Annotated in this window: 23 protein-coding genes and 1 riboswitch; of the genes, 11 read left to right on the top strand and 12 right to left on the bottom strand. The window is 62.7% G+C overall.

Annotation, left to right across the window (positions count from 1 at the left end):
• Window positions 1-400: 400 nt before the first annotated feature.
• Complete coding sequence (locus ABH922_RS22515; protein WP_424809033.1) at window positions 401-1,843, bottom strand: amidase; 1,443 nt, start codon at window positions 1,841-1,843, stop codon at window positions 401-403.
• Window positions 1,844-2,173: 330 nt separating this feature from the next.
• Here ABH922_RS22515 and ABH922_RS22510 point away from each other — a divergent pair, with 330 nt between their 5' ends.
• The 7 genes from ABH922_RS22510 (at window position 2,174) to ABH922_RS22480 (ending at window position 11,143) form a co-directional block, all read left to right on the top strand.
• Complete coding sequence (locus ABH922_RS22510; RefSeq protein WP_424809032.1) at window positions 2,174-3,481, top strand: NtaA/DmoA family FMN-dependent monooxygenase; 1,308 nt, start codon at window positions 2,174-2,176, stop codon at window positions 3,479-3,481.
• Between the two features lie 63 nt (window positions 3,482-3,544).
• Window positions 3,545-4,714 carry an LLM class flavin-dependent oxidoreductase gene (locus tag ABH922_RS22505; RefSeq protein WP_424809031.1) on the top strand — a complete coding sequence of 390 codons (1,170 nt, stop codon included), beginning with the start codon at window positions 3,545-3,547 and terminating at the stop codon, window positions 4,712-4,714.
• 116 nt (window positions 4,715-4,830) lie between these two features.
• Entirely contained in the window at window positions 4,831-5,415 is a 585-nt protein-coding gene (locus ABH922_RS22500; RefSeq protein ID WP_424809030.1) for a GNAT family N-acetyltransferase, read from the top strand.
• Window positions 5,416-5,520: 105 nt separating this feature from the next.
• Window positions 5,521-5,635, top strand: a riboswitch (SAM riboswitch).
• Between the two features lie 186 nt (window positions 5,636-5,821).
• Complete coding sequence (locus ABH922_RS22495; protein WP_424809029.1) at window positions 5,822-7,480, top strand: ABC transporter substrate-binding protein; 1,659 nt, start codon at window positions 5,822-5,824, stop codon at window positions 7,478-7,480.
• A gap of 45 nt (window positions 7,481-7,525) precedes the next feature.
• Window positions 7,526-8,533 carry an ABC transporter permease gene (locus ABH922_RS22490; protein WP_424809028.1) on the top strand — a complete coding sequence of 336 codons (1,008 nt, stop codon included), beginning with the start codon at window positions 7,526-7,528 and terminating at the stop codon, window positions 8,531-8,533.
• A gap of 10 nt (window positions 8,534-8,543) precedes the next feature.
• The gene (locus ABH922_RS22485; protein WP_424809027.1) at window positions 8,544-9,422 is read left to right on the top strand and encodes an ABC transporter permease; all 879 of its coding nucleotides are present in this window, start codon (window positions 8,544-8,546) and stop codon (window positions 9,420-9,422) included.
• Window positions 9,419-11,143 carry a dipeptide ABC transporter ATP-binding protein gene (locus ABH922_RS22480; protein ID WP_424809026.1) on the top strand — a complete coding sequence of 575 codons (1,725 nt, stop codon included), beginning with the start codon at window positions 9,419-9,421 and terminating at the stop codon, window positions 11,141-11,143. Before ABH922_RS22485 ends, ABH922_RS22480 begins: the two co-directional genes overlap by 4 nt.
• A 51-nt stretch (window positions 11,144-11,194) precedes the next feature.
• Here the strand turns inward: ABH922_RS22480 and ABH922_RS22475 are convergent, their stop codons facing one another.
• Both ABH922_RS22475 and ABH922_RS22470 read right to left on the bottom strand, forming a co-directional pair.
• Entirely contained in the window at window positions 11,195-11,830 is a 636-nt protein-coding gene (locus tag ABH922_RS22475; protein ID WP_424809025.1) for a TetR/AcrR family transcriptional regulator, read from the bottom strand.
• 147 nt (window positions 11,831-11,977) lie between these two features.
• Window positions 11,978-12,172: a hypothetical protein gene (locus ABH922_RS22470; RefSeq protein ID WP_424809024.1), complete on the bottom strand. Its 195-nt coding sequence runs from the start codon at window positions 12,170-12,172 to the stop codon at window positions 11,978-11,980.
• A gap of 265 nt (window positions 12,173-12,437) precedes the next feature.
• On the opposite strand from ABH922_RS22470, the gene ABH922_RS22465 reads away from it, so the two are divergent.
• The 3 genes from ABH922_RS22465 to ABH922_RS22455 all read left to right on the top strand — a co-directional run bounded on the left by ABH922_RS22465 (window position 12,438) and on the right by ABH922_RS22455 (window position 15,021).
• Entirely contained in the window at window positions 12,438-13,328 is an 891-nt protein-coding gene (locus tag ABH922_RS22465) for an NADP-dependent oxidoreductase (RefSeq protein WP_424809023.1), read from the top strand.
• 130 nt (window positions 13,329-13,458) lie between these two features.
• The gene (locus ABH922_RS22460) at window positions 13,459-14,340 is read left to right on the top strand and encodes a TIGR03619 family F420-dependent LLM class oxidoreductase (protein WP_424809022.1); all 882 of its coding nucleotides are present in this window, start codon (window positions 13,459-13,461) and stop codon (window positions 14,338-14,340) included.
• 342 nt (window positions 14,341-14,682) lie between these two features.
• Window positions 14,683-15,021, top strand: a complete 339-nt coding sequence (locus ABH922_RS22455) for a hypothetical protein (protein ID WP_424809021.1) — start codon at window positions 14,683-14,685, stop codon at window positions 15,019-15,021.
• A 4-nt stretch (window positions 15,022-15,025) separates the two neighbouring features.
• Here the strand turns inward: ABH922_RS22455 and ABH922_RS22450 are convergent, their stop codons facing one another.
• The 9 genes from ABH922_RS22450 to ABH922_RS22410 form a co-directional block, all read right to left on the bottom strand.
• On the bottom strand, window positions 15,026-16,099 hold the full coding sequence (locus ABH922_RS22450) for an MSMEG_0565 family glycosyltransferase (RefSeq protein ID WP_424809020.1): 1,074 nt from the start codon (window positions 16,097-16,099) through the stop codon (window positions 15,026-15,028).
• Window position 16,100: 1 nt separating this feature from the next.
• On the bottom strand, window positions 16,101-16,940 hold the full coding sequence (locus ABH922_RS22445) for a carbon-nitrogen hydrolase family protein (protein WP_424809761.1): 840 nt from the start codon (window positions 16,938-16,940) through the stop codon (window positions 16,101-16,103).
• 12 nt (window positions 16,941-16,952) lie between these two features.
• Window positions 16,953-18,206 carry an MSMEG_0569 family flavin-dependent oxidoreductase gene (locus tag ABH922_RS22440; protein WP_424809019.1) on the bottom strand — a complete coding sequence of 418 codons (1,254 nt, stop codon included), beginning with the start codon at window positions 18,204-18,206 and terminating at the stop codon, window positions 16,953-16,955.
• Window positions 18,203-18,508: an MSMEG_0570 family nitrogen starvation response protein gene (locus ABH922_RS22435; RefSeq protein WP_424809018.1), complete on the bottom strand. Its 306-nt coding sequence runs from the start codon at window positions 18,506-18,508 to the stop codon at window positions 18,203-18,205. The genes ABH922_RS22440 and ABH922_RS22435 overlap by 4 nt, the downstream gene beginning before the upstream one ends.
• On the bottom strand, window positions 18,501-19,460 hold the full coding sequence (locus ABH922_RS22430) for a carbon-nitrogen hydrolase family protein (RefSeq protein WP_424809017.1): 960 nt from the start codon (window positions 19,458-19,460) through the stop codon (window positions 18,501-18,503). The genes ABH922_RS22435 and ABH922_RS22430 overlap by 8 nt, the downstream gene beginning before the upstream one ends.
• Complete coding sequence (locus ABH922_RS22425; protein ID WP_424809016.1) at window positions 19,457-20,890, bottom strand: MSMEG_0567/sll0787 family protein; 1,434 nt, start codon at window positions 20,888-20,890, stop codon at window positions 19,457-19,459. The genes ABH922_RS22430 and ABH922_RS22425 overlap by 4 nt, the downstream gene beginning before the upstream one ends.
• A 1-nt stretch (window position 20,891) precedes the next feature.
• Window positions 20,892-21,950 (bottom strand): MSMEG_0568 family radical SAM protein, encoded by a 1,059-nt coding sequence (locus ABH922_RS22420; protein WP_424809015.1) that lies wholly within the window; start codon window positions 21,948-21,950, stop codon window positions 20,892-20,894.
• A gap of 11 nt (window positions 21,951-21,961) precedes the next feature.
• On the bottom strand, window positions 21,962-22,486 hold the full coding sequence (locus ABH922_RS22415; protein ID WP_424809014.1) for an MSMEG_0572/Sll0783 family nitrogen starvation response protein: 525 nt from the start codon (window positions 22,484-22,486) through the stop codon (window positions 21,962-21,964).
• Window positions 22,487-22,767: 281 nt separating this feature from the next.
• On the bottom strand, window positions 22,768-23,349 hold the full coding sequence (locus tag ABH922_RS22410) for a TetR/AcrR family transcriptional regulator (protein ID WP_424809013.1): 582 nt from the start codon (window positions 23,347-23,349) through the stop codon (window positions 22,768-22,770).
• A gap of 160 nt (window positions 23,350-23,509) precedes the next feature.
• On the opposite strand from ABH922_RS22410, the gene ABH922_RS22405 reads away from it, so the two are divergent.
• Window positions 23,510-24,448: an SDR family NAD(P)-dependent oxidoreductase gene (locus tag ABH922_RS22405; RefSeq protein WP_424809012.1), complete on the top strand. Its 939-nt coding sequence runs from the start codon at window positions 23,510-23,512 to the stop codon at window positions 24,446-24,448.
• Window positions 24,449-24,502: the final 54 nt, after the last annotated feature.

Genomic DNA, 24,502 nt, shown 5'->3' with positions numbered 1-24,502 from the left:
GTCACCGGTCAGGAAGCCTCTTCGGAAGAGTCCTTGGACGCGCCCAATGCGTTGGTGCGCTTCATTGCGGATCAGCTCGGGCGGATTCCGGATTCCGAGACGCCCTCAGGTCGGATCGATCCTGATCTAGGCGCCCACCTCATCGTTGCCTCCGCCGGGGACGTCGACAATCGTCGGGTTTGCGGTGTGTGCGTCGGTAACGGAAGCGAATGGCTTTACTCCGGAAGCGAACTCGGCTCGTTCTTCCCGATGCGAGTCAGGACTGGCGGGCGCCCGCCGACTGGTTCGCCCGCCGAAACCGGCCTGAACCGAGGATCGACTCCCCCACTCGGGTGTGGCATCGACAACCGGATACGTCGGTGCCATGCGTCGCAGCCAGGTCGACGGTTCGCGGGGCCGATCAGTCGAGGGCGGACGGGGAGTTCTTCTCGAGCCCAGGTGTATCGACGAGCTGAGGATGCCTCCGATGGAAGTCGGTGACCGACTGGAAGGTGTGAGCTGCTTGCAGCACCAGTAGTTCGTTGAAGTTCGTCCCTACGAATTGGAACGCGAGCGGTGTTCCACGATCGCTGAATCCACCCGGCAGCGTCACGGTCGGCACACCGGCGAGGTCGAATGGTGCGGTGGGAATCAGCAGGGCCGAGAGCAGGTCTGCATTACTGCCCAAGGTGTCCATGGTCTCGAGCGTCGGCGACGCGAACCCGATTCCTGGGAGAATCAAAAGGTCGGTGGTGAGAAAGACACGCTGCAACCGGCCGACGAACGCGCGCCGATGCTCCTGCAGATGCTGGAACTCCACGGCGTTCATGGCGAGTCCCGCCTCGATCAGACCCCGTAGTGCCGGACCGTATTCAGCTGCACGCGCCGGGTATGTCTCGGCGTGGGCGTGAGCGGCCTCGACGGCGCACAGCGGTGCGAAATCGGCAGCAGCGGAGGCGAGATCGGGAGTCTCGATCTCCGTGACTGTCCAGCCAAGACCCTCGAGAACAACGGTTACATTCTCGAGCACAAGCCGGGTCGGCTCGTCGAATCGGGCAAGGAGAGCGCGGTCGATCCCGATGCGGGGAAGAATGGGCCGTGCAACCTGACCGAGATAGTCATCCACCGGAATCAGTGAACTGGTCGGGTCATTGACGTCGGCACCGGCCAGGACTCCGAGCATGGCCGCGCAGTCCGTTGCGCTGCGCGCCATCGGGCCGATGTGGTCGAGACTCGCAGCCAGCTCGACTGTTCCGTGTCGACTGACGCGGCCCCACGTCGGCTTCAGACCGGTGACGCCGTTCATGCTCGAGGGCAGCCGAATCGACCCACCCGTGTCGGAGCCGATCGAGCCGAAACAAAGACCGGCTGCGGTCGCCACGCCGGAACCGCTCGACGACACACCCGACCACGTGGCGGCATCCCAAGGGTTGACCGGGACGGGCAGGTCCGGGTGGTGGTCGGTGTACGCGCCCTCGGTCATCCTGAGTTTGCCGGTCAACACTGCGCCTGCTTGGCGCAAGCGAGTCACAACCGTGGCATCGAAATCCGGTACGAATTCTTGGTGCATTTTACTTCCGGAACCCGTCGGCGAGTCCTTCGTGAAGCAGAGGTCTTTCACCGCGACGGGAACGCCGTGTAAAGGGCCTCGATACTTCCCTCGCGCTAGTTCGGCGTCGGCATCCCTCGCGGCGGCCAAGGCCGACTCCACAGCGACATGCGCGTAACTCAGTAGCGAGGGGTCTACATTGTCGATTCGCTCGAGGATTGCCTCGGTCACTTCCACGGAGCTGACGTGGCGAGCGCGGATAAGTTCCGCGACCTCGATCAGTTCGAGGTACGCGATGTCGTCATGGTCGATCACACAGTGCTCCTTCCTGCCGGAATCGCGGACGGTGCGGAATCGATCTTCTCGTGAAAACAGTATGGAAAGAAGATGTCCGACCCGTTACAGACCGTGGTCTGCTTCGTTTCGCCACGTGCCGATTCGATCAGGTCCAAGGGCCACGGACTCGTCCTTCGGTGCCTGGTGCGTTCGCCGGCCCTGACTGTCCGCGCTACTGTCGCCGACTCGTGCGTGTCGACCAGAGAGCGCGGGGTTAAGAACCAAGCTGATCCGATATCTGTGCACGCGCACGTATCACTCCTAGCGTCGAAGCTTCGGATACGTTTCGAAGATGTAGGAGTGTGCTCGGTGGCCGATCGTAGGCGTCCGCTCAAGACAGTGACCGGTGTCAGCGGGGCGGTGAGCATTTACGACGCCGCGATAGACCCCGCGCAGTCGACCGTCGCTTCGTCGATCGAGGTTGCAAAGATCGCCGAGGCGAACAAGATCGATGCCTTGTTCGCCGCTGACCTGCTCAGTTTTGGCGCGCAAGGTGCGATCGGTGCGCAGGAGCCGTTGATCTATCTCGCGGCACTGAGCGCGGTGACCACCCACGTCGGGCTCATCGCGACGGTGACGACGACGTTCCATCATCCGTACAACCTGGCACGGTTGTTCGGCACGCTGGATCACGTCAGCAACGGACGAGCGGCGTGGAATGCCGTTACTTCGTCACTCGGCGAGGAAAACTACAGCGATCAGGTCCTGCCGAGCCCGGAGGAGCGGTACGCACGAGCCGCTGAATCGCTCGAGGTTGTCAACGAGTTGTTCGACAGTTGGCGGCCCGGTGCTCTGACCGCCGGCGAGGGCTCCGCAGTTCTGGACTCCTCACGTGTCGTGCCGATCGACTATCAGGGCAAGTACTTCACGGTGCAGGGTCCGCTGAACATTCCGTCCTTACCGCAGCGTCGTCCGGTTCAGTTTCAGGCCGGCCAATCCGCTGGTGGAATCGAACTCGGTGCACGGTTCGCCGAGGTCGTGTTCACGTCACTGGCCACGATCGAAGATGCGATCACGTACACGAAGACGATTCGTGCGAGGGCGGCAGAGTTGGGTCGCGGAGACGAGTTGCCGTTGATCTTCAGTTCGTTCCACGCCACTTACGGAGCCACGGAGTCCGAGGTTGCCGAGTTGGTGCGAGAAGAGGACGAGTCCACGGACTTCGACGCCGGTCGGTTGCGGTTGGCCGACATGTTGGGTGGCGAAATCGATCTGTCGGAATTGGCGCTGGACAAGCCGATTCCGGTGTCTTTGCTACCCGACCCGGCTACCGTCAATCGGCGTCGGGGTCGGGTGGAGATCTTCGGCAAGTTGGCAGCGCAGGGGAAGACGTTGCGCGAACTGATCATCGAGTCCAAGCACACTGGTCACTGGGCTGAGGCGGGCACGCCGGAGCAGCTTGCCGATGCGATACAGGAGCGGTACGACGCCGGAGTGCTCGACGTCATTTCGTTGGGTGGGCTCGCCGACCCCCGCACACGAGACTTTGTCACCAACGGACTACTTCCCGAGCTTCGCAAGCGCGGGATCGTCGGTAACGACTATGTCGGTGACACCTTCCGCGAGAATTTGGAATTGCCTCCGCTGCCGCCGTACGGGTCGGGTCGCGGTGAGTGAGTCCGCCCCACCACTGTCTTCCTTGTCGATTTTCTCCACTGTCAGTTTTCGAGGAGTCCTGTCATGACCAACCCTGTGCCGCTGTCCGTTCTCGATCTCGTTCCCCGCTCGAGTGGCGCGGATTCAGCCACGGCGTTGCGAAATACGATAGATCTCGCCCGCGCTGCAGAGCGTTTCGGCTATCACCGATACTGGTTCGCCGAACATCATCTGAATCCGGGCGTTCTGGGTTCGTCGCCACCGATCGAGATCGCGCTGGTCGCCGGAGCGACGGAGACGATTCGTTTGGGCTCGGCAGGTGTTCAATTCGGGCACCGAACTCCGTTGGGAACGGTCGAAGAGTTCGGGCTCATCGACGCCCTGTATCCGGGCCGTCTGGACTTGGGGATCGGACGATCGATCTCACGAGCGGCACCCAACTCGGCCGGTGCCGGTGAGTCGTCGACCGCCGCGCAGACGTATCTCGCTTCGCGTGGCGGGGGCACACACGACGAGGACACCTTCACAGCCAACGGATTGCTGATTCCGCGCCAGTACGACCTGGCGAAGTCGTTTTCGAAGAAGTCCCTGGCTCACCTCTTCGAGCTGCTCCAGCAGCCCGGGGCGTATGCGCCGGAGTACGGGGAGCAGATCGAGCAGGTATTGGCTTTGCTTGCCGGTACGTACGTATCGTCGGAAGGGTTGCCCGTGCATGCCTCTCCCGGTGAGAACGCCGATATCCAGGTGTGGATACTGGGTGCGTCTGGTGGGCGCAGTGCCACGGTTGCCGGGGAGAACGGATTGCGTTTCATCGCCAGCTACCACCACAGTCCCAGCACGGTGATCGATGCCGTCCAAGCGTACCGGGCGGCATTCGTGCCGTCCGCCGACGTACCTGAGCCGTACGTTGCAGTGTCCGTGGATGCGGTGATCGCCGAAACCGATGAGGAGGCAAGTGAACTCGCTTCCGGATACGGTGCGTGGGTGCGGAGCATTCGGCGTGGTGAGGGCGCGATAGCGTATCCGACACCGGCCGAGGCCGCGGCCTTCGAATGGAACGACGACGATCGCGCATTGGTTCGAGACCGTCTCGCCACACAGTTCGTCGGTTCGCCCACTGCGGTCGCCGACCAACTCGAACAGCTGCGCGAGGCCACCGGTGCCGTGGAGATCTCCATCACCACCATCACTCACGATCACGCTGCCAGGGTGCGGTCGTACGAACTGATCGCACAGGAGTGGGCACGTCGATGAACGCACCGACATCATCTCGGACGGATGTCCTCGACAATCCGGCGTGGGCGAGCCTTACCGGGTTTCACGCACACTTGAGCGAGGGGACGAGCCGAGTCCGCCGGTTCAGGCCCGAGGTGTCGCGGATACTAGCGGTCGACGACCTGCGCGATCCCAACACCTGGACCGACCTTGCGGCCCTTGTCGGTCCTGGCCAAGAGGTTTCGATCACCGCTGATCTCGCCGAGCTACCCGAAGGGTGGTCGGTGGTCAGGTCGATCGAAGGTGTCCAGCTGATCGCCACCGACAAATTACGCGCCGAACCGTTCGACGAAGCCGTTCAGCTTGGTGGTGCCGACGCCGACGACATGTTGGCGCTGGTGGCACGAACGCAGCCCGGACCGTTTTCTGCCGAAACATACCGACTCGGAACGTATCTGGGCGTACGCCGCGACGGCGATCTGATTGCGATGGCCGGTGAGCGGATGCATCCGCCAGGATGGACCGAGATCAGCGCCGTGTGCACGGACTCCCAGTTCCGCGGTCAGGGACTCGCCGGACGATTGGTGCGCGCCGTTGCAGACGGAATTTATCGACGCGGTGACGTACCGTTCCTGCATACCGGAGCAGGCAACACCACTGCGATCAGTCTCTATCTCGGCCTGGGCTTCGAACTTCGTAAACATGTACATTTCAACATCGTTCGTACACCGAGTAGCTAGACCGGTGAACATCTGGCCCCCGTTGCCGCGGCGACGGGGGCCAGTTTCGATCAGTGCGAATGTATTGATTGAAACGTAAAGCTACGGCCATCTACACTTCAACTCGGTCAAGAGTTCCGACGATCGGCTCAGCGGTCGGAACAGCAACCCTCTGGTAATGGCGGGGTGCTCCTGAGCGCGACCTGGCGGCCGCCATGACGGGCGGCTGTAAGCATGCCATTTCGAAACGAGGATCTTGTGCATCACCTGATATCGCTCTGTACTTGGAATTGTTGACCTTTCGATTTCCGGCGGCGTTGTCAGGCGATGCCGTTCCCCTTCGTTTCGATGCTCGCGGCGCTGTGCGTAGCTTCGGCCGTGCTGACTGCGTTCTCGTTATTTCACCAACATTGGAGAATCACTCACGATGTCCACAAGACATGGATTCCTTTCGCGTACAACCGGCACCGTCGTTGCCGCAGGTCTGGCGCTCACTCTTCTTCTGACTGCATGTGGTGGTTCGTCGTCGGCGGCTTCGGACGACGATTCCGGCACCCCGGTGTCAGGTGGATCATTGACCTGGGGTGTCGAGACCGACCCGACCACGCTCAATCCGCAGTTGAACGGCCAGGACAAGACGAAGTTGCTGCTGCGCAATGCCTACGATTCGCTCCTGTACCGCACGACGGACGGGGAATTCGTACCGTGGCTGGCCAAGTCGTACGAAGTTTCCCCCGATCAGCTTCGGTACACCTACACATTGCGGGACGGAGTCGAGTTCCACGACGGACAGAAGCTTGATGCTGCTGCGGTGGTGAAGAACTTCACCGAGCTCAGAGACCCGGCCTACAACAGTTCGTCGCAGGGGCCGCCGTCACATATCGCCGATGTCCAAGCCACGTCGGCGGATACGGTCCAGATCGTTTTGAATGCGCCGTGGGCACCGTTCCTGGACTGGTCCGCGGCTGTCGAACTCATTTCTCCGGCATCCTATTCCAGCCCAGACGTCAAGGCAGGTGGGCCGACGGTCGCCGGTACCGGCCCGTTCGTCCTGGACCGCTACTCCAAGGGACAGGATCTGCACTTCACCAAGTTCGACAAGTACAACTGGGCGCCGGAAAACGCCGAACACCAGGGCCCGGCCTATCTGGACGAGGTGACCTACCGGTTCCTACCCGAATCCTCGGTGAGGGTAGGAGCATTGAGTTCCGGTCAGGTCGACGTCATCGAAGGCGTACCAGGCTTCGAAGCATCGCAGTTCGAGAACAGCAGCGATTTCAGCTACAAGACGGCTCTCAACACGGGAACACCGTATTCGTTGTACTTCAATACAATCACCGGGCCGACTACGGATGAGCGGGTGCGTAAAGCCTTCCGCGAGGCGGTTGATCTGGACGGCGTACTCGCGTCCGTCTACCAGGGCAAGCGGACTCGGGCGTGGACTGCGGTGTCGCCTCAGGATCCTCACTACTACGATTCCTCTCTCGAGGGCACCTACGGTAACGACGTCGACAAGGCCAATCAGCTTCTGGACGAAGCTGGTTGGACGGAAAGGGATTCCGAGGGATTTCGCACCAAGGACGGACAGCGTCTGACTATCACCAACTATCAGTCCCAGCCGTACGTGCGTGATCAGCGCGACGTGTTGCTCCAGGCGATTCAGGCGCAGGTCAAGCAAAATGCCGGCATCGACTTCGCAACGCAGCTCGTCGATCCGGGTACTTCCCTGACGCATCGCAACGCCAAGGACTACGGGATCTACGACAACTCGAACACCGCTCCGGACGGGGTGGACATCGAATATCATTGGCTGCCGGTGGACAAGGGCGGTTCGATCAACCTTTCGCTCGTGAGTGATCCCGAACTGACCCAGTGGCTTTCTGCTGCATCCGCCACCACGGACACAGCGATTCGTGCCGAAAACTACGCGGCGTTGCAGAAATTCGTCTCCGACAAGGCGTACTTCCTTCCGCTGTACGAACCGGAGGATCAGATCGCCGCAGCATCGTACGTGCACGGTACGAGTTTCCGGCCCTTCCGTCAGATGCCGGAGAGTGCCTACAACGTATGGATCGACAAGCCCTGACTCCGTAGTTCACCGCGGATTTCAGTAGCAAGAGAGGTGTAGACCATGACGGCAGTGGAGGCGGACGCCCGGCCCGATACGAGGGCCGGATCCGAGGGGGGCGAGAAGGGTTCGTATCCATGGCCGTCCATCGCGCGTGCAGTCGTGCAGAGATTGATCGCCGGCGTGTTCGTTCTCTGGGCCGCAGCCACATTGGCGTTCCTCAGCCTGCATCTGGCACCAGGAGACACCGTGGACCTGTTGATCGGCGAGCAGGTACGTACCCCGGAGATCGTTGCGGCCGTCACGGCCGAATGGGGGCTCGATCGTCCGGTGTTCGTCCAGTACATCGAGTACTTGGCAGGGTTGGCCGTCGGTGACTTCGGCAAGTCGTATGTGCTGCACCGCGATGTCAGTGACGTTCTTCTGTCACAGTTGCTGCCGACGGTGAAATTGACGGTAGCCGCATTGTTGGTCAGTGTGGTGGTCGCGGTGTCCTCCGCGGTCTTGACGGCGGGCCGGCGTTGGCCGCGCCGGATCGCCAGTGGTGTCGAGTTGGTACTGGTGTCCGCACCGTCGTTCTGGATCGGAATCGTGTTTCTCGCGATCTTCAGTTTTCAGCTGAAGATATTCCCGGTGGCGGGCGACAAGAACCTTGCATCGCTCGTCCTGCCCGCACTGACGTTGGGGCTGCCGATCGGTGCACTGTTGGGTCAAGTACTCCGCGAGGGCGTAGAACGCTCGCTCGAGGAGCCGTACGCGGTGACGGTGCGGGCCAGGGGAGTCAGAGACATCGTCTTGAGGGTTCGGCATGCCCTGCGGCATGCAACTTTACCGGCACTGACACTGACCGGTTACGTCGTCGGCGGGCTACTGACCGGTGCCGTGATCGTCGAGCAGGTGTTCGGGCGGCCGGGGCTGGGGGCGGTCACGGTGTCGGCGGTGACGAGTAAGGATCTTCCCATCGTGCTTGCCGTCGCGCTGCTGTCGGCGTTCGTTTTCGTGGTCGTCAATACGATCGTGGATCTGCTGTACCGACTTGTCGACCCGCGTTTGCGTGGGCAAGGCAATTGAGGAACCGGAAATGACTGTCACGGAGAATATTTCCGCTTCGCTGCACAACGACGAGCCGCCATCGAAGGTTCGGGGGAGCGGCCGGCTGTCAGTGGGTCTGCTTGCGGCTGGAGTGTTTCTGGTGTTCGTCGCGATCGCCGCGGTCTTGCCCGGACTGCTGAGCAAGACAGACCCGCTGTACGCCGATCCGCTGGTCGCTTTTCGGGCGCCGAGCGCCGAGCATTGGTTCGGCACAGACCAGCTGGGCCGAGATGTCTATTCGCGAGTCGTGCACGGTGCCGGACATTCGCTGCTGATCGGGTTGAGTGCCATCGTGCTCGCGGTTGTCGTCGGTGCTCTGATCGGCGTGGTGGCCGGACTCTCGCGTGGGAAAGTCGACGAGGTTCTCACCCGACTGCTCGACGTGATCTCGTCGTTCCCGGATCTACTGTTGGCGTTGGTGCTCATATCCTTCACCGGCCCGGGCACGGTGAATCTGATCTTCGCGCTCGGAATCGCATCGGTACCGCGATTTGCCAGGGTGGTGCGCGCTCAGACCTTCGTGATAGCCCGGTCCGGATATGTGGAGCAGGCCAAGACCTTCGGGTTGGGGAAGATCACTCTCGTTCGCAGGCATGTACTCCCACACGCCATAGCATCGCTGCCGATCCTGGCCACCCTGGGTTTCGGTTCGACGATTCTCGGTGCCGCCGCTCTGAGTTTCCTCGGCATGGGTCCGCAGCCTCCGTCGCCGGAGTGGGGCGCGATGCTCTCGGAGGGACGTAACTATCTCAGGCAAGCCTGGTGGGTCACTGTCCTACCCGGCATTGCAGTCACCTTGACAGTGGTGTCGGTAACCGTTCTGGGTCGGCATTGGCAAGCACGCTTCGAAGGGAGATCACTGCGATGAGTACAGAGAATCTGGTGACCATCGAGAACCTGCACGTCGACTTCGAGAGCCGACGGCAGAAGATCTCTGCTGTTCGCGGTGTGAGCCTGACGATCGCTCCCGGCGAGTCCGTCGCCCTGGTGGGAGAATCCGGATCGGGTAAGACCGTCACGGCCCGGACCGTAGTCGGTCTCCACGGACCTACCGCCCGAATTCGAGCCGACCGATTCGAGATCGCGGGCGAGGACGCGCGCAATTTTTCCGAGCGCCGATGGCGAAGTGTTCGTGGCGGCGGAATCGGACTCGTGCTGCAGGACGCACTGGTTTCCCTCGACCCCCTTCGTCGGATCAGCCAGGAATTGGGTGAGGTGCTTCGCACGCACAAGGTGGTATCGCGGGGGGAGGTCGGACACCGGAGTATCGAATTGCTCGAGTCCGTGGGAGTGGACGATCCGGCCCGGCGGCTGACACAGTATCCGCACCAACTGTCCGGCGGTCTGAGGCAACGGGCGCTCATCGCCACTGCCATAGCCGCGGCACCAGAATTGATCATCGCCGACGAACCCACCACGGCCCTGGATGTCACTGTTCAGGCACAGATCCTGCGTCTACTGGAAGAGCGCCGGGATGCCGGTAACGCACTACTGCTCATCAGCCACGACCTGGCAGTGGTGGCAAGGCTGGCCACTCGCGTTCTCGTCATGCGTGGGGGCGAAGTAGTCGAGGACGGCACCACCGAACAGATTCTGGGCACGCCTACTCATCCTTACACGAAGCAGTTGCTTCGGGCCATTCCGTCAGCGGCCACTCGTGGCCGCCGCCTCGGTGCGTGCGCCTCGGTAGTCGAATCAACTACGAGTACACAAGATTCTGCCGCCGATGCGGAACGTCGGGTGGTGACGCCGTCGCCCGAGTCGTGGTCGTCGCCGACCACCGTCCTGGCGGTGTCGGACCTGAGCAAAACCTACCGCAGTCCGGGCAACGCGCCGGTCACCGTAGTCGACGGAGTCGATTTCGAGTTGGCGGCCGGCGAAACACTGGGCATCGTCGGTGAGTCCGGCTCCGGCAAGACCACCGTTGCAAGGATTGCGCTGGGTCTGGTGGAGCCTGATTCGGGATTGGTAGTGCTGGACGGGCACGAATGGACGGGAAAATCAGAGAAGGAACGACGCCCGTTACGACGGCTCATCCAGTCCGTTGCTCAAGATCCGCTGAGTTCGTTCGATCCCCGGTACTCAGTGGAGGCGACAATCGGCGAGAGCCTCGACTCGGTCGGTGTGGTGGGGGTGGAACGGGCGAATCGAGTGGGCGAACTGCTTGATTCGGTGCATCTGTCCCGGCAGACGCTGACGAGATATCCACGAGAACTCTCTGGCGGGCAGCGTCAGCGAGTGGCGATTGCTCGCGCTCTCGCACCGCTACCGAGGGTCATCGTCGCCGATGAACCGGTCTCGGCATTGGACGTGTCGGTTCAGGCGCAGATTCTGGATCTCTTTACCGAGGTGCGAGAGAGGTGGGGTACGTCGCTGCTGTTCATCTCTCATGATCTTGGTGTGGTGCAACATATTTCCGACCGTGTTCTGGTGATGCGCAAGGGGCTGGTGGTCGAGAACGGTTCGGTCACCGAAGTATTGCGCGATCCGACTCATCCGTACACCCGAGCTTTGATCGAATCGATACCGGTGCTGCCGTCGGCCGCCGAGCACCTGCGTGAGAAGGTGTCGGTTGCTGTTGCGGTGTGACGGCACCGCTTTGTCGGCTCACTCTGGACGTCCCGGGCCGGCCGACTGAAGTCAGTCGCGGCGCGATCGAGTCTCGCGGGTGATATCGGCGTCCACTTCGATGCCGAGGGCCCGTGCGGCGAGAACCGCAACGGCGATGAGTTGGGCTACGTCGGCACCGTCCCGGGCTCGGGTGGACATGCCTTGGACAGTTGCGCCGATGAAGTCCGCTGCGGCTCGCGGATCGATGTCTGCGCTCAGTTGTCCGGACTCGGCGCCCAGTCGCAGAAGTTCCTCCACTCGGATGATGTTCGTATTGCGTTGGTTGCGGAGAAGTTCGGCTACCGCCGGATCGGTAACGGTGCTCCCGGCGTTGATCACCAAGCAGCCGCCAGGTTCGAGCGGATCTGCGTAATGCCGAGCAGCTTCGACGAGTAGGTTCGCGACCAACCGATCTGCGCTCACCGGTTCGTTCAAGGCGTGTTCCATCCAGGAACCCGGACCCTGCAGGTAGAAATCCAGCACTCGGCAGAACAGTTGTCGTTTGTCGCCGAACGCGGCATACAGGCTCGGCGGCGAGATGCCCATCGCCTTGGTGAGCTCGGAGACGGACGTCGCCTCGTACCCTTGTTGCCAGAACAACGCCATTGCCGCAGCCAGTGCGGCGTCGATGTCGAACTTTCGGCCTTGCCCGGGCACCCCGGCCATCTCATGTCCCTTTCCTGCCTCATTCCGTGATGTGAATGGGGCCCTGCCGTGCGTCATCGAGATTACCTGCCGGCCTCCCGCCGCGGAATTGCGCGGCCTCGCCGGTCGCGTACCCCAGTTCGGCAAGCGGATCTGGCAGGTGTCCGATCAAGCGGTCGAAGCTGTCGCGTCGGCCGACTGGAGGATTGCCGTAGCCGAGACGACATCGAGCGTGAATTGGCCGACGCTCGCGCTTTCCGCACCGTTTACCTGGTGATGGTTGCCTGCGTACAGGGCGGCGCGGCGTGCAACTGATGTGAGTTGCTCGAGAAGTGAACTCGGATTGCGACTCCCAACACTCATGTAGCGATGACTACATAAATAGCGTAGCGTACTTGCATGGTGATCCCGAAGGTGTCTGTGCCGAGAGGCTGTCACGTTTCTCCATCCCGTTGGGTCGCTCCGGAAATCCCGACGACATTGCCGTGAGGCGGCATTTCTCGCCGGATCGGAAGCCGGCTACCGCCCAGGGCGTCGTTCGTCTTCGACGGCGCACCGGTGCCTGCCGCTGCGAACGAGACGCCCATGGCCGGCTCTATCGTGCCCTGCGACTGAAAGGACTCGTCTCGTGAAAGCTGCACTCTTGGACACCGTCGGAGGCCCCGAGCGATTTGTCCTGGGCGAGGTGCCCGATCTTCCGGTCGGCGCCACCGATATTTCCGTGAAAGTAGTTGCTGTAGCAGTCAACCCGGTTGATCTCGAGACCCGATCCGGATTCATCGATTTGACCTTTCCGGCTGTGCTCGGTTGGGATGTGGCAGGAGTAGTCACTGCGGTAGGCGACGGCGTGACGTTGTTCCGCTCCGGCGATCGAGTGATCGGGATGATCGCTCAACCGGTGCACCGTTACGGGACCTATGCGGGGCAGGTGGTCGCCGACCAGTCGCTGTTCGCTTCTGCGCCGGTCTCTATCGCACTGGAGAATGCCGCGGCTATCCCGCTGGCGGGCCTCACCGCGCGTCAGGCACTGGCCGAATTGGCTGTGCCGGAAGATGCCCGCGTGCTGGTCACCGGCGGAGCCGGGGCAGTTGGGCGGATCGCCGTCCAGCTGCTGCGCCATCAAGGCCATACGGTGGGAGCGGTGGTGCGTGATCGTGACGTCGAGGAGCTACGCGCGCTCGGCGCGGCATGGGTGTCGAAGCTCGATCGAATCGATTCGAGGAGTTGGGATGCGGTGTTCGACACCGCAGGCCTTGCCGATTCCGTCGACGCGGTTCGAGACGGTGGTCGGTTCCTCTCCATCGACGACAACGAACAACCTGCCTCGCAACGCGGAATCATGCCGCTGGAGAGCTACGTCGACGAAAATGGGAAAGCTCTGGCAGAGTTGGCATCTGCAATCGATGCCGGTTTCTTGGACGTGCCGGTGGCGCGGTCGTATGGGCTTGCCGACGTCGGTCGGGCACATACCGATTTCATGGCCGGGGGAATCCGGGGAAAGGTTCTGGTGATCCCGTGACTTCTTCGAAATCGGGCGTCGGAGCCGATGCCATCCGTAGGTCGACCGGGCCGGCCTCGGTTGTCGTCGCGGTACCGACAGCTACGTCGCACTCGGGATCGTCGCTCCCGACTTCGACGGAGGTCAACTCGTGAAATTTGCCGTGAACCTGCCGAACTTCGGTCCGCAGATGGATCACAACGGCATCGAACGATGGGCACGTACAGCCGAGGACGCGGGTTTCGACGCCGTTCTGCTGTCCGATCACGTCGCACTCACCGAGGACGCCAACCGTCGATCTCCTGCACCCTTTTACGAATGCCTGTCCACGCTTGCCTGGTTGGCGGGGCGTACCACGACGATCCGTCTCGGTAGCGGGGTACTGATCGGGCCGCATCGGCACCCCGTCCATCTCGCGCATGCAACGGCGACCATCGACCAACTCAGCGGCGGCCGGCTCATCGTCGGTATCGGAGTCGGCTGGACAGCGGAGGCATTCGACGTGTTGGGGGTGCCCTTTCGTGAACGTGGACGTCTGACGGACCGGACTCTCGAGGTTCTGCATCGGGTGTGGACCGCAGATGTCGTCACGGTGCCGGGGACCGTCGCTGATCATCGTGTCCATACCGGACCGCGTCCAGCGCAGGTGCCGCACCCGCCGGTGTGGATCGGGGGGAACGGTCCGGCAGCCGTTGCGCGAACGAACCGGTACGGTACGGCCTGGCATCCGTTGCACCCCAGCAGGCAACGGTGCGTGTCAGCTGTGGGCCAACTCGCCGAGGGCCGCGAATTCGCTCCGCGAGTGTACTTCCTTCCGACCCGAAACGCGGTGGCAGATCCTGATCGGCCGCTCGGGTACGGCAGCCTCGATCAGATCGCCGACGATCTGGCATTCCTGTCAGATCTCGGTGCGGCACACGTCGTGCTGGATACCGATCCAGGTGATCAGCGGCTGCGGCGTACCCTCGACGAGGATCTCGCACTGATGACACTTGCATCGGCGTCGTTCGTGTCCATACGCGAGAACATATGAACTACTGACACATTCGAGCCGTTCATACGGACGCGGTCCTGTCGACAAGGGCCGCACCCTCTCGCACTCCCATGGTTCTTCGTCGTGAGCGTAGACCGGATTTGCGCATCGGCATCGACTGGAATCCGCTGCCGTACAGGGTAGAAGCTCGGCGGTAGTGTTGTCGCCGTCCACCCGTTCGTAGGTGTTGCGCCCGGATCGATGTGCCGAGCCCAGGGATGGGCCGTGGCCACCGGCAGGCATTCCGAGCGCGGCACGGGTGCGAATCGAATCGGGGACGTACCTCCCGGGAACCGGCGAGAAGTGCGAAATTCGTTGTTCTGCAACGTATGGAATGGGAACATGTCGGCTGGCCCTCGGCGCCCTCGCGACGCCGGTCGGCTGACCCGACTACATACCGAACTTGCCTGCGTACACGGAACTGTTCGACCCGATCCCGATCGCGGCGGAGTCCGGCTAACCGAACGCGGAGAAGATCGCTTCGCTGCATCCGGACATGATCGTCTCGGGCAAGGACGCCGCGGCGTCGAGGCGATCACCGCCAACGCGGTATTCGGAACACTGAAGGCCGCCCGGTCTGGTGACGTCAGTATGTCCGATCACTTCTTCGGTAGTAGCTACCGAGTTGCGTTGGCTCTTCTCGACGACTTCGAAGCAGCGTTGCAGAAATTGAAGCGCTGAGTATTCACCCGGCGACCACTGCGTAGAACTCGAGGTGCGCTTCGGCGACTTCGTCCCAGCGATGCGCTCTGGCCAGTGCTCGGCCACGTTCGGTCGACGCGTCGTCACGAGGTCGGCCCAGTGCGATGGCCATGTCGGCATGCGTCGACGCATACATCACGCTGTCGCCGAATACCTCTCGAAGGACCGGTAGGTCGCGTGCGGTGACGGGCACACCGGCCGCCAAGGCCTCCATGGCGGCCAGTCCGAAACCTTCCTTGACGGAGAGGAACGAGAACATCTCGGCCTGTGCTACCAGAAAAGGAAGTTCGTCGTCGGCGACTACGCCCAGTACAAGCGGGGTGATTCCGAGTTCCTGTGCACGCGCGTCGAATCGGGCGCGGTAATCGCGGTAGTCGAAGAGAGTCTCACCGCCGGCGAAGACGAGGCGTAGGTCGGGTCGTCGCGCTGACATCAGGGCGTAGGCCTCGAGTAGATCGATGCTGCCCTTGCGAGGTTCGATGCCTCCCACGGCCAGGATGTACCGACCCAGTTCCGCTTCCCAGTGGCGTCGTCGGGCGGCGTCTGTACTCGCAGCTTCGAATCTGGCAGCGTCGACGCCGTTGGGTATGACGGTGCACCCCAGCCCCCACCCGGCCTGCACGTCTGCGGCAACGGCGGCGGAGACGCAGATGCGCGCGTACGGTTCGACTATCGCTCGCTCGTGGCACGCTGCCAGCGCCGGCGTCGTGAACTGGTCGAGATGATGAATCGTGCGAATGCACCGCCCGACGGCATTGGCGGTGATGCAGTCCTGTGCGTGAACGACATCGTATGCGTGCGAAGTGAACTCGGCCCGTAGAGTTGCTATGGAACGAATAATTCTGTCACCGACATTCTCGCCGTCCTGAGGTGCGAACGGAACGACCTCGACGGCGACTCGACGATCAACCGTGCGAAAGAAGGCGCCGTCACCTTCTCGGCCGAGGGTCCACACGGTGACGTCGGCGCCGCGCCTCGCCAGAGCTTCGGCCAATGCCAGCGTATGTACCACCCCGCCCCGGGGTTTCGTCGAATATGTCAGTAGAGCGATGCGCATGTCAGCTCTCGTTCCTGTCGAGGAGCCCACGGTAGGTGTCCACTTGCCTCTCCTCCAAGTGGCGGAGAACTTTCCGAGCTCGGCCTATTTCCAGGTCTACGTCCAGATCTGCCACTGCCATACCACCTTTCGAACCGGTACGCGCCAGAATATCCCCACCGGGTCCGACCACCTTCGCTTGGCCGAGAAACCGCAACCCACCGTGAATTCCGGTTTGATTGGACGAGACGAGGACCACCTGATTTTCGGCTGCGCGCGCCGAATCGTACAGATCGAACAACCGTGACTGCCGGTCCTGGGACATTCTCGCGGCGCGGTCGGTGACGCTGGCCGGCCAGGCCGACAGTGCGGCGATGATCCGAGCCCCGCTCAAGGCAAGAGTGCGAGCAGACTCCGGGAACGTCTTGTCGTAGTCGATCAGCATCCCGATCCTCCCAACCGGAGTGTCGAAGGCGGCAAAGGAATCCCCGGACGCATAGGCCAGCGACTCGTTCATGGGTTGGTGTACTTTGCGATGGTTTCCGATGACGCCGTCTCCGGTGACACACGCCGCTGCGTTGTATCGAAGACCGTCACACAGTTCGGTGTAGCCGATACAGATGGTCATATCTCCTGCCATGGCCGATACGGCGCGCAGTTCCGGGCCGTCGATCGCCAGAGCGGGCGGAAGTTCGTCGGTGTCCGGGCTGAGTAGATCCGAGATGTATCCGCCCAGGCAGGCATCGGGCAGGACCAGGAACTCGAGACCGTCACGGGATGCACTCTCGATCAAGGCTCCCAACTTGAGTAGCGCCCGATCGACGTCTTTACCGAAGTGCCCGGCCACAGCTCCGAGTCTCATCGTGGCCACGCGTCAGGCGCTCGCCTGCTCATGCAGTGCGCGAGCGTGCAACTGCAGGTGGTCGGCGAGGTACTCCGCGTCCCTCGCCACACCGGCGAACCGCCCGGACCCCCAGGTGTGCTGCCACGGCAGTCCGAGGAAGTAGAGCCCGGGAACCGCGGTGACCCCACGGTTATGGGTGGGATGGCCGCTACCGTCGAAGACACCGACATGGAGCCAGCGGTAGTCGGTGGTGAATCCGATCGACCACACCACCGACGTTATCGCCGCCGAGGACACGTCGAGTCTCGTGACCTCCTGGTCCGGTCGCCACACCGGGACGTACCGTTCTTCGATCGGAGCATCGATACCCTCCCGGTCGATGTAGGTGTCGATGGAATCCTTGATGCTCTCACTGACCGCGTCGGCGGCGTCGAGGGACGCTTGAAGAGTTGGGGCGAAATGGAGCTCTCCGTTGCGGATGTCGGTAAGCCGCCCGTACAGCTGCATTCCGGCGTGCGCGAAGGCGCGCAGGTCTATGTCCCGACCGCCGTCGCGGCCTGTGACGTAGTGGTTGGTGTTCTCGCGTTTTCCGAGACCACCGGGATGGTCGGCGATCGAGACGTCGTAGGTTCCCATGTCGTGCAGCCAGGCCACACAGTCACGGCCACGATAGAAGCGGGCGACGCGCGGCGCGCCTCCGGTCACCAGATGAACTGTACGACCGGCGAGTTGAAGATCCTCAGCGATCTGTGCGCCGGACTGGCCGTTACCCACCACGAGGACGCTGCCGGCAGGTAGGGCGTCGGCGCTCCGGTACTGCGACGAATGCACTTGCGTGACGGATTCCGGGAGCCGTTCGGCGAAACGCGGAACGATCGGCGTGTGGTAACCACCCGTGGCGACGACGACGTGCTCGGCATGCATCGGCCCGGCCGATGTGTCCACGTCGAATCCCCCGCCCGTGGCCTGACTGACCGACCGTACCGAAACACCCTCGAGAACAGGAGGATCGAAGGTGTCGGCATACCCGCGAACGAATTGGTACGTCTGTTCGCGGTTCATGAATCCGTCAGGATCGTCACCGGAATAGTTGTACCCGGGAAGATTGCACTGCCAGTTCGGCGTGACGAGTGTGAAACTGTCCCAACGGCTGTCCTGCCATTCGTGTGCGATCGTGCTGCGCTCGAGTACGATATGGTCGATGCCGCGTTGAACGAGGTGCCTGCTGATCGAGAGTCCGGCCTGTCCGGCGCCGATCACGACGACTGCGTGCTGTTCGGTCATGATGATTCTCCGGGGAGGGACGGCGGATTCATGTCGAGAACCCGGACGAGTGAGTGGGGGTCGTGGACGCGAGCGGCGAGGTCGAGCTCCTCGATTTGTGCGGCCGCAGAGGTGCAGTACATTCCGTATCTGCTGCGCACCCGTTCGCTTGCCGTGGTCAGGGCGGTGGTGGACCGCTCGATGAACTCGGCCACCGTGTACTCGGTGCCTGCGACGAGGTAATCGTGCATCACCAACGAAGGGGAGTAACACGACTGGGTAGATCCGTCCGGCCAGCTGATGGTGAACGTCATCTCAGGCACGGATCGGCTCCTTGGCGGAGGCGTCGGAGCGCCGCGAGAATGCCGGGCGCGCGGTTTCGTCGAGATGTGTCCCGGTGACTCGATTGGCCTCGACGACATCGCCGTACAGTTCCGGACGGCGGTCGCGGAGGTTGTACATTCCGCCACTGCGGATCGCGTCGAGTTCGGCTCGAACATCCAGTCGGGCCGTAGCGAGGCCGGGTTCCACTCCGGTGGTGGCCAGGATGTCGCCACCGGGACCGACCACCTTTGCACTACAGACGAATCGGAGCGATCCGAATGTTCCGGCTTGATTCGAGGCGACCCATACGACCTGGTTCTCGGTGGCCCTGGCCCGATCGTAGATGTCGAATCGTTGTTTCCATCGATCGTCTTCGGGATTCGTCACCTGGTTGGTGCGCGCGGTCGGCCACGCGGACAGCGACGTGATGATCTCGGCGCCGTCGAGGGCCAGCGCTCGCGCAGCCTCCGGAAACGCCTTGTCGTAACAGATCTGCATCCCCATCCGGCCGACCGGAGTATCGAATGCTTCGTAGGTGTCGCCGGCGAGATAGCAGAGGTTCTCACCCAGTGGTTGGTGAACCTTCCGGTACGAGCCGAGGACGCCGTCGCCGTCGAGGGTGACAGCGGCGTTGTACCGGTCCGGACCGTCCGCCTCACAGAATCCCAGGGTGATCACCAGATCTGCGGCCATCTCGGCGACTCGGGCTATTTCCGGGCCGTCCAACTCCAGGGCAGGCGGAAGGTTGCGGAGACGGTGTTGCCGTTGCTCGTCGTTCTCGTCACCTCCGCCCAGGCTGGGCAGGTATCCGCCCAGGCATGCCTCGGGCAAGACCAATAGTGAGCTGCCTACATGGCGCGCCTCGTTGATCAGCCGGCCGATCGTACGGTACGCCTGCTCCATGTCGCGACCGAATTCTGCTGCTGCAACCGATATTCCGATCTCTGTCATGCTCTTCCCAATCCTGTGACGGTAGAGTCGATCACTCGTGTAGTTGCGCCGTCGGGCCAGCGAAGGCTCACACCGGCCGTGTGCGTCAGTTGTCCGCAAAGCGACGTCGTCGCCGGCCCTGCCGGTGCCACGGCCGAACCTGGGCGGTCTGCGGTGACCATTGCGAATCCTGGAAAACACGTCAACCAGTCGCCGACGCTCGTACCGGCCGGGCGCGGTATCGCCGCAACATCGAGCTCGGCGCCGAGCCCGCTCGCCTCGGCGAGCATTCCCACAGTTCCGGCGATACCGGCCATGCTGATGTCTTTCGCAGCGGCGGGCCGGGTGCGAGCTACGAAGGTTGTCATCTCCTGCAACTCTGTGCGGTTACGTGTGGACGTCGAATCCCACTGTTGCCCGGTATATCCGGGGCGCCACCGACCGCCAGTGTCGACAGTCAAGGTGAGGCCGTCGCCGAGACGTCCGCCACCGGCAGGCACGGGGTGGGGGGTGCGGCCCAGTGCCGTGACCGAGAGCGCGGCGGGGACGCCGAGCTGGGTATGGCCGCCGAGTACCGGCACCTCCCAGGCCGCGGCCGCATGTGCGAGTCCTCGAATCACCTTGTTCAGGATCGACGTGTTCGGTGCGCCGACGGCATCGAGCAATCCGATCGCGGCGGCGCCCATCGCGGACAGGTCGTTGAGATTGACCAGGGCTGCGCACCATCCGGCCCATTCCGGGTCGCGTTGGACCATTGCGGGCAGTATCGCGTCGCAGGCGGCGATCAGATCGCTGCCCGGAACCGGTGCGCCGTCGTCACCACGGAACCCGGCACCACCGAGAGCGCCGTCCTGGGCGCGAAAAGGAGCGAGAGCCTCGGCCAGAGACGATTTGGTGGCTCTGACCAGGCGTTCTACTCGACTGATGGGCCAGGTCATACGTACGTGTGGGGCATCCGCGACAACAACGTCGGAGATCCGGAGCCAGCCGAGACGAGTAAACATAGTCTCGTTTCGGCTCTGTACGGTGGCGTCGAACCGCAGCGCCCCCGCTGATTCGGCACAGGCGCAGGCAGCTCGGACGAGAGCGGTGCCGATGCCGCGACCGTTGCGCTGGTGGCCGCTCACGGCCAGCCGGCCACCGTGCCACCACCCCAGATCGGAACCGTCCGTACTCGGGGACAGGCGAACACCACCGAGTACGTCTCCGCCAGGATCGACGGCGACGAGAATCACGGTACGCGGATCGTCGTCGACGTCGTCGTGATCACTTTCGCGAAAGAGCGCCTGTTCGGCCACGAACGTCTGTTCGCGGATCTTCCGGTACGCCTCTACGTGGAGTCGGCTCTCGGCACGCACGACGAGAAAGTCGGGTACGGCCTTGGCGACGGTGGGTCCGGTGAGGACGCTGAAGTCGGTAGCACTGGCGGTGATCGAACGGGAGTCCCACATGTCAGCCTCCCGCATTCTGAAGGACGCTGCAGGCGCCGCAGGCGGCGCACCCGGCCTTCTGATCGGCCCCGCGCATACCGGCGGCGTGAAGTGCGTCGGCCACTCTGGAGGTGATGTCCGCCAGCAGCGAGGGCGCCGGCGCCTGCGCACCGTCACCAACTGCGAGGGTGCCGGCGAGCGGTCGGAACGGGACGACGAAAGGATACACTCCCATCTCGATGAGTTCTGTTGCACCAAAGACCAGTTCATCGGGATTCTCACCCAGTCCCACCAGAAGGTAGGTGGAAACCTGGTTTCGGCCGAATACTCGCACGGCTTCGCGCCAGGCACTCCGATACTCGTCGAGCGGCACGGTTGCCTTGCCCGGCATCCAGCGTCGACGGACCTCGTCGTCCAAGGACTCGACGTGGATGCCGATGGAGTCCGCGCCGGCCTCGTACAGGTCGGTGATGGTCGCGAGGTCTCCGGGCGGTTCGCATTGAACTTGGATGGCAAGCTGCGGCGCTACAGCTTTCACGGCTGCGACACATCTGGCGAGGTGGCGCGCGCCGCGATCCTTCGCGGCGGAGGTGCCGGTAGTCATGATCATCTGGGTGACGTCGTCCAGGCGCACCGCCGCCTCGGCGACTTCGGCCAGCTGTTCCGGGCGTTTCACCGCGATAGTGGAGTCGGCCCGCAGCGACTCCTCGATCGAGCAGAAGCGGCAGCGTTGTGCCGGATCATATCGAATGCAGGTTTGTACAACGGTTGTCGCGAGAACGTTCGTCCCGTGTAGCCGAGCGATCTTTTCGTACGACACTCCGTCTGCAGTGGCCAGATCGTAGAATCGGGGCCGGCGAATCGGTTCGATGTCGATTCCCATGTCCGTGCCGTTCATCAACAGACGGTTTCCGCTGACCTCGTACGGACTGTCGGAGCGGATCGGGATCGCACCTGCGATCCCGCCGATCAGCACGTGCCCGTCATCGCTGGGCCCTGCTCCGGAAGTGCGGGTCACGGGAACGTGCAGTGAGCGAATGCCGAGTACTGCTACGTCAATTCGCGTGGAGAGATCGCTCATGGATCATGCCTTCAGACCATGTAGGTGGAATTGACGACGGCACCCTTGCGGGAATAGTGGATGATCGCATCCTGCACGTCGAGGGGGTGCGCGGGGATCACTCCCTCGATGAGGTCTTCTTCGCGGCCGCCGTGCAGTGCCAGTCCGAATCGGCACGCGAATACGGTGCCGCCCTCGGAGATGAAGGTCGCCAGCGCGTCGTTGATGTTCTGTTCGCCGGGAAAACCGCTGTCACCGGTGGTCGGGAAGCCCCGTGTTGCAAGACAATTGATAGATCCCGGCCCGTAGAAGTAGATCGCGGACTCGAATCCCTTGCGAAGAGCTCGAGTTGCCTGCAAGACGGCCACGAAACTGACCGACGACTCGTGCGCGATTCCGTGAACCAGGGTGAAGTAGGATTCGCCGTGCTCCGCCTTGTAGTCCGGGAAGATCTTCGTCGAACCGTAGATGTTGCTGCCCTTCGGTAACGAAGGATGGGGGATCTCGCCCAATGACTTCTGGATGTTCTCGGCGATGGACTGATCGATATCGGTCACGGGTAAGCTCCTGAACGTAGGGGCGTTGCGCCCACTCGGCGAAGATGACTGTCCGGCGACATCGGACGACGTTGTCCTGCGTTACCTGTACGACCCGGTCGTCGCCAGTGGTTCTGCCGCTGGAACAAGTACACAGTTCGGTGATGTCGTGATGGTCACGCTCGGAACAACGCCACGTTTCATGGTGCTCACACGGGGCTCGTTCACGTAATGCGCCGTTGACAATTCGAAATCCGCCCGGCGATCCGGATACCTCGTGATCGGTTCTGCCGCGATCGGGGTCAGGGAGTGTCGCGGTACCGCAGTCCATCCATCAGGAGGTCGAGCATGCGGTCGGCTTGTGCGCGTTGTTCGGGAGCGCCGGCGGCCAGCGCGATACCGCTCAGAGACAGGAGGATGTCGTCGGGATCGACGTCGGAGCGGATGGAACCGGCCTTCGTCGAAGCTCGAAGTAGGAGGGTGACGGCTTCGCCGAGTCTCGCGCGACTGGACGAATACGGGTCGCCGCCCGCCGCGATGACGGCTCGTAGGGCGTCGCCCATACCGGCTTTGGTGGTCATGTAGTCGATGAACTGGTCCATCCACATTCGAAGAGCCACTGCTGGAGGGTTTTTCGTCGTCAGGAGGCGGTTGGCTTGCTCGCAGACGTGGGTGAGTTCGTTACGGTAGGCAGCTTCGATGAGGTTTTCTCGGGTGGGGAAGTTCCGGTAAAGGGTGCCGATGCCGACGCCCGCGTCCTTCGCGACGGCATCGAGTGGTACGTCCGGTCCGTGTTCGGAGAACATTCGAACTGCGGAGGTCAGGAGTCGATCGCGGTTGCGTTGCGCGTCGGCGCGCAACGGGCGTCCCCCGGTCGTACTCATCGGTCGTCCTCGTCCCTGCTCACCTGTAAGGCTGTTCGCTTGCAGAAAACATCTTCGCACGAGTTGCTAAACGGAGGAATCTCCACTTAACCTGCAATAGGCGGAGGTTCCTCCGTTTAGCTTAGCGGGCAGTCGGCCCGGACAAGTAGAGGAAGAGTCCATGAGCGACACCACTCGTTTCACCACCCCGTTCACGAGGGATTCCACCGCAGACGACGTTCTCGCCGGAGTCGATCTGTCGGGTAAGCGAGCCATCGTGACCGGTGGAGCATCCGGTATCGGAGCGGAAACCGCCAGGGCGCTGGCGTCGGCCGGGGCCGAGGTAACTCTCGCAGTTCGGAATCTGGCGGCAGGCGAGCAGACGGCGGCCGACATCCGCGAAGGTACCGGCAACCCGAAGGTCTTCGTCGGTGAGCTCGAGCTGACCGACCGCGCATCCATCGACGGATTCGTCGAGCGATGGGACGGACCCCTGCACATCTTGGTGAACAACGCCGGAATCATGGCATTGCCGGAACTGCGTCGTAGCCCGGAAGGCTGGGAACTGCAGTTCGCCACCAATCATCTCGGCCACTTCCAGCTCGCGCTGGGCTTGCACGATGCGCTCGCCGCTGCGGGCGGCGCTCGGATCGTGTCCGTCAGCTCGAATGCTCATCGTATGTCGCCGGTCGTGTTCGACGACATAGATTTCGAACATCGTCCGTATGAGGAGTGGTCTGCTTACGGCCAGTCCAAGACCGCGAACGTCTTGTTCGCCGTGGAAGCCTCCAAGCGGTGGGCCGGCGACGCGATCACGGCGAACGCGCTCATGCCCGGCGGTATTCGTACCAACCTGCAGCGGCACCAGACCAGCGCCGCTGCGCAGGAACTCTTCGACAACTACGACGGCTGGAAGACAGTGGAGCAGGGCGCATCCACAACCGTTCTCCTCGCGGCGTCGCCGCTGGTGGAGGGCGTGACCGGCCGGTACTTCGAGGACAACAACGAGGCAGTGGTGACGCAAGATCCCACCGCTGATCACGGTGTGCGTCCTCACGCCCTGGACGCGGACGCCGCTTCTCGTCTGTGGAACCTCTCCACGGAGCTTCTCGGTTTGTGAGGTGACAGGAGGGCCGCGGGCGGCTGATACAGTTCGGTCAACTGTCCGAACCGA

Source organism: Rhodococcus sp. 27YEA15 (assembly GCF_049739425.1).
In the GTDB taxonomy this organism is placed as follows: Bacteria; Actinomycetota; Actinomycetes; order Mycobacteriales; family Mycobacteriaceae; genus Rhodococcus_F.
The sequence above is the reverse complement of the archived record's forward strand: the minus strand, read 5'-3'. Positions and strand labels throughout refer to the sequence as shown.

Coding starts and splice junctions, on each gene's coding strand:
- ABH922_RS22505 (WP_424809031.1), top strand. CDS start 3,545: ATGACCAACCCTGTGCCGCTGTCCGTTCTCGATCTCGTTCCCCGCTCG.
- ABH922_RS22495 (WP_424809029.1), top strand. CDS start 5,822: ATGTCCACAAGACATGGATTCCTTTCGCGTACAACCGGCACCGTCGTT.
- ABH922_RS22490 (WP_424809028.1), top strand. CDS start 7,526: ATGACGGCAGTGGAGGCGGACGCCCGGCCCGATACGAGGGCCGGATCC.
- ABH922_RS22485 (WP_424809027.1), top strand. CDS start 8,544: ATGACTGTCACGGAGAATATTTCCGCTTCGCTGCACAACGACGAGCCG.
- ABH922_RS22480 (WP_424809026.1), top strand. CDS start 9,419: ATGAGTACAGAGAATCTGGTGACCATCGAGAACCTGCACGTCGACTTC.
- ABH922_RS22475 (WP_424809025.1), bottom strand. CDS start 11,830: ATGGCCGGGGTGCCCGGGCAAGGCCGAAAGTTCGACATCGACGCCGCA.
- ABH922_RS22470 (WP_424809024.1), bottom strand. CDS start 12,172: ATGAGTGTTGGGAGTCGCAATCCGAGTTCACTTCTCGAGCAACTCACA.
- ABH922_RS22455 (WP_424809021.1), top strand. CDS start 14,683: ATGTCGGCTGGCCCTCGGCGCCCTCGCGACGCCGGTCGGCTGACCCGA.
- ABH922_RS22450 (WP_424809020.1), bottom strand. CDS start 16,099: ATGCGCATCGCTCTACTGACATATTCGACGAAACCCCGGGGCGGGGTG.
- ABH922_RS22445 (WP_424809761.1), bottom strand. CDS start 16,940: ATGAGACTCGGAGCTGTGGCCGGGCACTTCGGTAAAGACGTCGATCGG.
- ABH922_RS22440 (WP_424809019.1), bottom strand. CDS start 18,206: ATGACCGAACAGCACGCAGTCGTCGTGATCGGCGCCGGACAGGCCGGA.
- ABH922_RS22430 (WP_424809017.1), bottom strand. CDS start 19,460: ATGACAGAGATCGGAATATCGGTTGCAGCAGCAGAATTCGGTCGCGAC.
- ABH922_RS22425 (WP_424809016.1), bottom strand. CDS start 20,890: ATGTGGGACTCCCGTTCGATCACCGCCAGTGCTACCGACTTCAGCGTC.
- ABH922_RS22420 (WP_424809015.1), bottom strand. CDS start 21,950: ATGAGCGATCTCTCCACGCGAATTGACGTAGCAGTACTCGGCATTCGC.
- ABH922_RS22410 (WP_424809013.1), bottom strand. CDS start 23,349: ATGAGTACGACCGGGGGACGCCCGTTGCGCGCCGACGCGCAACGCAAC.
- ABH922_RS22405 (WP_424809012.1), top strand. CDS start 23,510: ATGAGCGACACCACTCGTTTCACCACCCCGTTCACGAGGGATTCCACC.